At 41.5% G+C, this 8,844-nt stretch carries 7 protein-coding genes, 1 rRNA gene and 1 pseudogene; 2 read left to right on the plus strand and 7 right to left on the minus strand.

What is annotated here, in order from left to right:
- The 6 genes from aceK to LGZ98_RS22355 all read right to left on the minus strand — a co-directional run.
- On the minus strand, positions 1-1,729 hold a 1,729-nt coding region (aceK, locus tag LGZ98_RS22330; protein ID WP_262978608.1), incomplete at its 3' end, for a bifunctional isocitrate dehydrogenase kinase/phosphatase.
- 192 nt (positions 1,730-1,921) lie between these two features.
- Positions 1,922-3,229, minus strand: coding sequence for an isocitrate lyase (gene aceA / locus LGZ98_RS22335; RefSeq protein ID WP_113043523.1), 1,308 nt, complete (start codon positions 3,227-3,229; stop codon positions 1,922-1,924).
- Positions 3,230-3,325: 96 nt separating this feature from the next.
- Complete coding sequence (aceB, locus tag LGZ98_RS22340; RefSeq protein ID WP_113043522.1) at positions 3,326-4,924, minus strand: malate synthase A; 1,599 nt, start codon at positions 4,922-4,924, stop codon at positions 3,326-3,328.
- Between the two features lie 298 nt (positions 4,925-5,222).
- The gene (metA, locus tag LGZ98_RS22345) at positions 5,223-6,152 is read right to left on the minus strand and encodes a homoserine O-acetyltransferase MetA (protein WP_228902911.1); all 930 of its coding nucleotides are present in this window, start codon (positions 6,150-6,152) and stop codon (positions 5,223-5,225) included.
- A gap of 350 nt (positions 6,153-6,502) precedes the next feature.
- Positions 6,503-6,745 carry a ubiquitin family protein gene (locus tag LGZ98_RS22350; protein ID WP_113043520.1) on the minus strand — a complete coding sequence of 81 codons (243 nt, stop codon included), beginning with the start codon at positions 6,743-6,745 and terminating at the stop codon, positions 6,503-6,505.
- Between the two features lie 10 nt (positions 6,746-6,755).
- A complete protein-coding gene (locus tag LGZ98_RS22355; protein WP_262978609.1) occupies positions 6,756-6,977 on the minus strand; it encodes a Mov34/MPN/PAD-1 family protein in 222 nt (73 codons plus the stop codon).
- A 143-nt stretch (positions 6,978-7,120) separates the two neighbouring features.
- Here LGZ98_RS22355 and dinQ point away from each other — a divergent pair, with 143 nt between their 5' ends.
- Both dinQ and LGZ98_RS22360 read left to right on the plus strand, forming a co-directional pair.
- Positions 7,121-7,192, plus strand: a complete 72-nt coding sequence (gene dinQ, locus LGZ98_RS24380; protein ID WP_369293964.1) for a damage-inducible type I toxin DinQ — start codon at positions 7,121-7,123, stop codon at positions 7,190-7,192.
- Between the two features lie 391 nt (positions 7,193-7,583).
- Positions 7,584-8,402, plus strand: a pseudogene (locus LGZ98_RS22360) (IS982 family transposase).
- Positions 8,403-8,669: 267 nt separating this feature from the next.
- Here LGZ98_RS22360 and rrf read toward each other — a convergent pair.
- Positions 8,670-8,785 (minus strand): 5S ribosomal RNA (gene rrf, locus LGZ98_RS22365).
- Between the last annotated feature and the right edge of the window lie 59 nt (positions 8,786-8,844).

Consider the following 8,844-nt stretch of genomic DNA (forward strand, 5'->3'; position numbering starts at 1 on the left):
TTTCTATTTCAGTACGTTGACTGAACCGCTGTTTGCGGCGATACGCAAACACATCTTCCACATGACCACGTCTAATCCGTTCCTGTAACGCCCGCCAATAGTCTGCTTTAAATAAATCACTATGCATCTCTTCAAAATAACAGCGAATACGACTGTCAGTGCAAAGAAAATGTCGGAATTCTTCAGGAAAAACATCATTTGGCGCCACGCTGTACCACGGTTCACCGGCAAGTTCATCTTCTGGGTAACGCGGCGGCGGTATATCTCGAAAATTAACCTCTGTCATATAACAGATTTCATCGTAGTCGTAGAACACTACACGTCCATGCCGTGTCACACCAAAGTTTTTAAACAGCATATCTCCAGGGAAAATATTCGCCGCAGCAAGCTGTTTAATCGCATTACCGTACTCTTCGATGACATCTTTCAACTTCTGTTCTTCCACCTGTTCCATATAGATATTCAGCGGTGTCATCCGCCGTTCCATATAGAGATGTTTAATCAGGATTTTATCACCCAAATCTTCTAGCTTTTCTGGCACTTCTTTCTGCAACTCTTCCATTAGTTCAGGACTGATGCGGGCTTTATCAATAACGAAATTTTCAAACTCCTGTGTGTCGGCCATCCTCCCCACACGATCATGCTCCTTGACCAGACGGTAACACTCCTGTACCCGCTCCTGAGTCACCTCTTTCTGCGGCGCAAATCTATCTTTAATCACCTTGAAGACGCGATCAAATGAAGGCGAAGTAAACACCAACATCACCATCCCTTTAACTCCGGGAGCAATCATAAGTTGCTCTTTGGAGAAGGTAATAAACGCCAGATATTCCCGATAATATTCTGTCTTACCATGCTTCTGGCAGCCGATTGCCATATAAAGTTCAGACGTTGATTTGGCAGGCAGAATTTCTCTCAGCCATTCAACCAAAGCCGCAGGCAAAGGCGCATAAACCATAAAATAGGAACGGGCGAAACCAAATACAATGCTGGCATCTGCATAATCAGTCAGGCAGGTATCGATAAAGATCCCCCCAGATTCGTTATGATGGATCGGTAATAAGAAAGGATAAACTTGACTGCCCATGCGGATCTTACCGACTAACCAAGCCGCTTTGTTGCGATAAAACAGTTCATTAGCTATTTGAAAAGTCGCTTGTAGTAATTCTTCGACTGGAAATGTCCGTTGTAAGTAGTCTGTAATATAACGAATATCTCTCTCTAAATGTTCCCAAGGTAAACGCAGCGGCAAATCATTAAGAATTGTCCGTAACATTAAAGCAAGATTATCATTAGGGAAAAAGTCACGCGATAACGGCCGAGGAATATCCCGAAATCTACGCGCAGGCTGCGAGGTAAAAATAAATAATTTATCCGGTGTCAAATTGCGATGCTCAAATAGACGGCAATAAACAGAATTAAAAAAACTCTCGGCAATTTCAAACCGGGGATAATCCGGTAATAAACCGGTATAAACAACCTTTACCTTGGTAATGTACTCTTCATCATATCCGAAAGCACTATGTATACATTTAAGCTGCTCAACCACCAGCCCAACATGATGATCATAAAGATTGATACGCTTTTTCATAGCTTGCTGTACAGCGTGCCAGTCAGCCTGTTCAAAGCGTTGTTGTGCGCCTGAAGTCACTTCCAGAAAGCGACCATATTGTGCATCGAATCCTTGTAAAATGGTTTGTGCTATCAAATATGCTGAATCTATCTCCATCGCAACTCCTCAATATATTCAGCCTGCTTATTGCAGGCTGAATAGAATCAGAAATATACCCGTTATCTTTCAAGTTGCCTCTTTGTTGGCTGCACTCACTCACCCCGGTCACGTCACATAGTTACCTATGCTCCCGGGGATTCGCTCCCTTGCCGTCGCGATCCATCTTGAAATCCATAAGCTATAGAACAATCAGAACTGCTGTTCTTCTGTGGAACCTGTCAATGCGGTTACTGACGATGTTCCCCCTTGAATAATCGTTGTGACTTTATCGAAATAACCCGTGCCAACTTCCTGTTGATGAGAAGAGAAGGTATAACCACGGTTAATTGATTCAAACTCTCTTTCTTGGATCTTCTCCACATAATGTTTCATCCCTTCACCCTGCGCGTAAGCATGTGCCAGGTCGAACATGTTGAACCACATACTGTGGATACCCGCCAAAGTAATAAATTGGAATTTATAACCCATTGCTGACAGTTCATCCTGGAAACGCGCAATAGTCTTATCATCCAGATTCTTTTTCCAATTGAACGATGGAGAACAGTTGTAAGCTAATAATTTACCGGGATATTTAGCATGAATCGCCTCAGCAAAACGACGGGCCATTTCAATATCAGGTGTTGATGTTTCACACCATATCAAGTCAGCATACGGCGCATAAGCCAAACCACGACTAATTGCTTGATCGATGCCCGCTCTGGTACGGAAGAACCCCTCAAAAGTCCGTTCGCCGGTAATAAACTCACTGTCATATGTGTCACTATCAGAGGTTAACAGATCGGCTGCATCAGCATCGGTACGAGCAATCAACAGCGTCGGTACGCCAGAAACATCCGCCGCCAAACGCGCAGCGACCAATTTTTGAATCGCCTCTTGTGTCGGAACCAGAACTTTACCGCCCATATGACCACATTTTTTCACCGCTGCCAGTTGATCTTCAAAGTGAACAGCCGCAGCACCCGCTTCAATCATCGCTTTCATCAATTCAAAAGCATTCAGAACACCACCAAATCCTGCTTCCGCATCCGCCACAATTGGCAGAAAATAATCGATATATTCCTGATGATCAGTACCAATACCATTCGCCCACTGAATCTGATCTGCCCGGCGGAAACTGTTATTAATGCGTTTTACCACCGCCGGGACTGAATCCACCGGATACAGGGACTGATCAGGATACATACTGGATGCGGTGTTAGCATCAGCCGCAACTTGCCAACCAGAAAGATAAACCGCCTCAATACCCGCTTTTGCCTGCTGTAATGCCTGCCCACCCGTCAATGCACCTAATGAGTTGACATAGCCTTTCTTTGCCATGCCATGCAGCAGTTCCCACAGTTTTTTAGCACCAAGCTGTGCCAATGTATGTTCTGGATTAACCGAACCACGCAATTTAACCACTTCTTCCGCACTGTACGGACGGATAATTCCATTCCAACGGTCACTTTTCCATTCTTGTTCCAGTTGAGCGATTTGTTGAGTTCTGGAGATTGTCATAACTTCTACTTCCTATCTTTGTTAAATTAATCGGATATGGTGTTTTGTTATTATTCGTTGCTCAAACTTCTCTCAGTAGCCCTAATGGGATGGGCTCTAATCAAGCAATTGATATCCCGGCAACGTCAGGAAATCTATCAGCTCGTCCTGAGTTGTAATGCGCTCCATCAACTTGGCCGCATCGCTAAATCGCCCTTGACTGAAACGTGTTTCTCCAACTTCTTGCTTAATAACCTCCATTTCCTCTGCCAACATCTGCTTGAACAAACTTTTTGTCACTTTTTTACCGTTAGATAATGATTTTTCGTGATGAATCCATTGCCAAATAGATGTCCGGGAAATTTCGGCTGTCGCAGCATCTTCCATCAAACCATAAATAGGAACGCAGCCATTTCCTGAAATCCACGCTTCAATGTATTGAACCGCTACACGGATATTGGCCCGCATACCTTCTTCAGTACGATCGCCAGGGCAAGGTTCCAGTAATTGAGCTGCGGTAATCGGCGCATCTTCTTCACGGAAAATATCTAACTGGTTTTGCCGCTCTGCCAAGACCCTATCGAAAACTTCCATTACCGTGTCGGCAAGACCTGGGTGGGCAATCCATGTACCATCATGACCATTGCGTGCTTCCAGCTCTTTATCCGCCCGGACTTTATCTAGTACCCAATTGTTGCGTTCAATATCTTTACTGGGGATAAAAGCAGCCATTCCCCCCATCGCAAATGCTCCGCGCTTATGGCAGGTTTTGATCAGCAAACGGGAATAAGCACTGAGGAAAGGTTGATCCATTGTGACAGACTGACGATCAGGCAGAACCCGATCACTATGATTTTTCAGTGTTTTAATGTAGCTGAAAATATAATCCCAACGGCCACAATTAAGGCCAACGATATGGTGCCGAAGATGATAAAGAATCTCATCCATCTGAAATACAGCAGGCAGAGTTTCAATCAATACCGTTGCTTTGATTGTGCCTCTCGGCAGATCAAAACGATCTTCTGCAAAACTGAATACATCACTCCACCACTGAGCTTCGTGATAAGACTGAATTTTTGGTAAGTAGAAATAGGGGCCGCTCCCCTTTGCCAGCAATTGCTTATAGTTGTGGTAAAAATAGATCGCAAAATCAAACAATCCACCGGCAATTGGCTCATTCTGATAGAGAACATGTTTTTCCGGTAAATGAAGCCCTCTTACCCGTGCGATCAGAACAGCAGGATCTGATTGCAACTGGTACTGTTTACCCTGCTCATTAACGTAAGAAATTGTGCCATTAACCGCATCACGCAGGTTGATTTGCCCTTCAATCACCTTATCCCAAGCTGGTGCTAAGGAATCTTCGAAATCCGCCATGAAAACTTTTACATTAGCATTCAACGCGTTGATAACCATTTTCCGTTCTACTGGTCCAGTGATTTCTACTCTACGATCACGGAGATCCGCTGGAATATTTTGAATTTCCCATTCACTTTCACGAATGGAACTGGTTTCCGAAATAAAATCAGGCAATTCACCATCATCAATTTTCTTCTGCCAAATATCCCGATCAACTAACAATTTTTTCCGTGCATCAATAAACCGAACAACCAGATCTTTCAGAAAATCTACCGCCTCAGGTATCAAAACTTCCTGCTCTGCTGCTCCAAATCGTTTAATAAACGATAATTCAGTCGCTAAAGTTTGCTGCGTCATTCATTCATCCTCATTTTAAGCCACACCTGAATAAGAGTAATAGAAATTTAAAATAAATCAAAAACGATTTCCATTTTTTTAAAAATTTATTTTTATTCAATAAAAAACAATTAGTTATATTACAAATTACTCATTTTAAATTAGAGAAATTAATTCCATAAATTACAAGATCATTTGGTTAAGTTTTTGTTATATAAGAAAAACTACAAAAAGTGCGATATTTTGATAGGTGTTATGGCAGGAAATCAGAAAAAATCAGGAGGGTTAAATGGCTGAAATTCAGCCATTTATAAAGATATTAATCCAGTGTTGGATTCATGTAGGTAAGATCATATGGCGTGATCTGGTACACATAATAATTCAGCCAGTTGGAAAACAATAAATGCCCGTGACTACGCCATGATGCCAGTGGTTTTCTTTCTGGATTATTATCTGGAAAATAATTTATTGGGATCTTTGGAGACAAACCTGCGGCTAAATCGCGTAAATATTCACTAGCCAACGTTCCAGCATCATATTCCGGATGACCAGTTACAAATACCATACGTTTATCTTTACTTGCCAGTAAATACACCCCCGCATCTTCAGAACTGGAAAGAATATCCAGATCAGTATGTTCACGAACAACCTGTTCAGGAAAATCTGCATAGCGAGAATGGGGAGCAAAAAAAGATTCATCAAAGCCACGAGTTAATAATGCTAAAGGGTCCAGAGTAGAGTGATAATAAACACCTGATAGTTTTACTTCTCTGGTAAACTTCGGCAAACCATACAAAATATTCAAAGCGGCTTGTACAGCCCAACAAATAAATAAGGTAGAAGTGACATGTTCCTTTGCCCAACTAATTATTCTTTCAATCTGTCTCCAATATGCCACATCTTCGAATTCGACTAATCCCAATGGCGCACCAGTGACAATTAAACCATCAAAGTTTTGGTGTTTTATCTGCTCGAAATCACAATAAAAGTTATTCAAATGTTCAGCAGGCGTATTCCTGCACTTTCGGTTATCTATTTTCAATAGCTGGATATCTACCTGTAAAGGCGTATTGGATAGTAATCTTAGAAATTGATTTTCAGTCTCAATTTTCTTTGGCATCAGGTTAAGCAGCAATACCTTTAGTGGACGTATATTTTGAATATTTGCACGAGTAGATGTCATTACGAACACATTCTCGTTTCGTAAAAAATTCACTGCGGGTAATTCATCCGGTATACAAATTGGCATGCTATAACCTCGATTTTTTATCCATTTATACGCTTAGACTTCCAGATAGCTAAATCTAACTAAGTATTAACAAAATGTCGAGGATTTACAAGTAAGCTGAAATTATTTCATTTTTGGTCCTACAACAATGTTCAACATTATAATAGTTAATAAATTTTCAGTATTTATAATAGAAAATACTTTAAATTATATTTTTTATATAAAAAAACAATAAGGTAAATTAAATTAAAAATGGAATGAAACATATTAAAAATCAATGATATTTTCAGTAGAAATGAGGAAAACCAAAACAAAAAGGCAAAATTATAAGAAGTCAAATTACAAGCTATCAATATTAAAAACAATACATTCTAAAAAAGTAACAAGACTAATTGATAAAATATTCTTATTATTAATATTGAGTTATAAGATTTATCTTCAATACTAAAATATGCACTTTTCTTATAATAAGAAGCTAAACGATCTTTAATTCTTGGGAAATAAATATCTAAGTTATCAATAAGTTCACAAACATTTTCACCAGAAGAGGTTACCGTTTTCTGGTCATTGGTGAATATTCTTAAAATAGTCGGTATATGAACCATGACAGACATAATTATTTCCTCACTGAGTAATTTTTATGATTTCTTCGACTGCATGCCCCTGTACATATCGGTAGCTACGCAGTTCAAGCCGCGACTCTGGTGCAGTAGAAAGAATGACATGGTGAATTTGGGGTGAAACAGAAAAAGCTAAGTCTTCTCTACTCGGATAAGCCCGTGAGCCAGAATGAGAGTGGTAAAGGACAATTGGTTCTAGTACTACAGCCGTACTTACTTTTTTCAACAGAAAAGACACCCATAGAAAAGCTTAATTCATGCGGTTTCTCAGAGTTGTGAGCATCAAGGAAAATGCAACTTTCTGATATCTACGGCTGTAGTACTAGTTAAGTCGTGCTCCTAACTGGAGCAAACGAGTGAAAGCATTTTATTGACACTGCTATCATCGTTCTTAAAGCGTTAATCGCGCTTTTAGAGCTGATCCGTGCATTTTTGAAATAGATAACGTAAACGTAGCTAAGGTCATCGGGGTCACCTCCCGGTGGCCTTTAACATTTACCGCCTTTGATCAAACAAGCCACTTTTGTTTAAGTGGCCTAATATACTAATCTAACAGCTTAAATTTGGTAATCCCTACTGGACTTGAACCCGTGTTCAAGCGATTATTGGTCCGGGAGTATAAACGGCACTACACCGCACCCACCTGCACGTTTTGGATCAAAAATTTTTTTCAGTTTTAAAATCCTACAAGACAAACGGCCAGACCGTGCCAGTACTAGCGATGTAAGAAAAATCGCAAACTGAAATGATTGAAAAGATTTTCAGGAAATTTCAAAACACAGTAATAGCGTGGTCTCGTGGCTATTAGAAAATTGAAATCCACTAAGTTAACCTGAAACTCTGGGAACAACAGTCTATCGAGGATAGCCGACGTCATGGCCGCATGAGTGCCAGCGAGATTATGACCATCGTGATTGCCTTTCATATGTCACATTATCGGGATTTTAAAAACTTTTACTTTGGATTAGTCCAACAATATCACCAACAAGACTTTCCCACCCTGCTGAGTTATACCCGCTTTCTGGGCGTCGTCTCATCGGTTTTAGGGTCCCTTTGCAGTTATTTGACGCAGGTGAAAGGGAAACCCACGGGACTCGCCTTTATCGACTCCACCTGCATTCGTGTTTGTCATAATGTGCGTATCCCTCGTCATAAGGTGTTTGACGGCATAGCGAAACGAGGAAAAGGGTCAATGGGAGGGGTTTTCGGTTTTAAGTTGCATTTCATAGTCAATCCTCAAGGAGAAATTGTGTCAGCCAAACTCACCTCAGGCAATGTCGATGATCGGGAGCCCGCGCGTGAATTAGCAACGGGATGAACAGGAACACTTTACGGCGACAAGGGATATATCAGTCAGTCTCTGTTTGATGATTTAAACGCAACAGGTGTGACATTCACCACTGATACGCGCAGTAACATGAAGGCAAAAGCGCTCTCGGTGTGGGATAAGATGATGTTATCAAAGCGTTTCATCATAGAAACCATCAATGATCAATTAAAGAATATTTCTCAGATAAAACATTCACGACACCGTAGTGTGCAGGGATTAATGTTGAATGTATTGGGGGGACTCATCGCTTATTGTCTCAAAGAGAACAAACCGTCACTGAATATTTCCTGCTCAGAAATGGATAGGTTAGTGACTGCTTAACCAGAACTCAGGTTATTTAGCAAAAACTTTGATCGTGCCTCAGGCACTGAGTTCCCTTCTTAAGCAAATCTCAGGTTAAATAAATAATATACCCGTTATCTTTCAAGTTGCCTCTTTGTTGGCGGCACGCACTCATCCCGGTCATATCGTTCGCTATGCCCCCGCGGATTCACTCCCTTGCCCCCGCGATGCATCTTGAAATCCATAGGATATCCCTTAAAACGCAAAAACCCCCAGCGCTCGCTGGGGGTTTCTACGGTATTTAAAGCCTGGCAGTTCCCTACTCTCACATGGGGAGACCCCACACTACCATCGGCGCTACGGCGTTTCACTGCTGAGTTCGGCATGGGGTCAGGTGGGACCGCCGCGCTATCGCCGCCAGGCATATTCGGTTTATTCCAGGCGGCGCGTCTCTTCTTCCGCAACCACCCGGTTCAATCTC

Source organism: Photorhabdus kayaii, from assembly GCF_025384895.1.
In the GTDB taxonomy this organism is placed as follows: Bacteria; Pseudomonadota; Gammaproteobacteria; order Enterobacterales; family Enterobacteriaceae; genus Photorhabdus; species Photorhabdus kayaii.

What these genes read in the sequence shown, in the direction of transcription:
- aceA (WP_113043523.1), bottom strand. Translation starts at nt 3,229, where the DNA reads ATGACAATCTCCAGAACTCAACAAATCGCTCAACTGGAACAAGAATGG.
- aceB (WP_113043522.1), bottom strand. Translation starts at nt 4,924, where the DNA reads ATGACGCAGCAAACTTTAGCGACTGAATTATCGTTTATTAAACGATTT.
- metA (WP_228902911.1), bottom strand. Translation starts at nt 6,152, where the DNA reads ATGCCAATTTGTATACCGGATGAATTACCCGCAGTGAATTTTTTACGA.
- LGZ98_RS22350 (WP_113043520.1), bottom strand. Translation starts at nt 6,745, where the DNA reads ATGTCTGTCATGGTTCATATACCGACTATTTTAAGAATATTCACCAAT.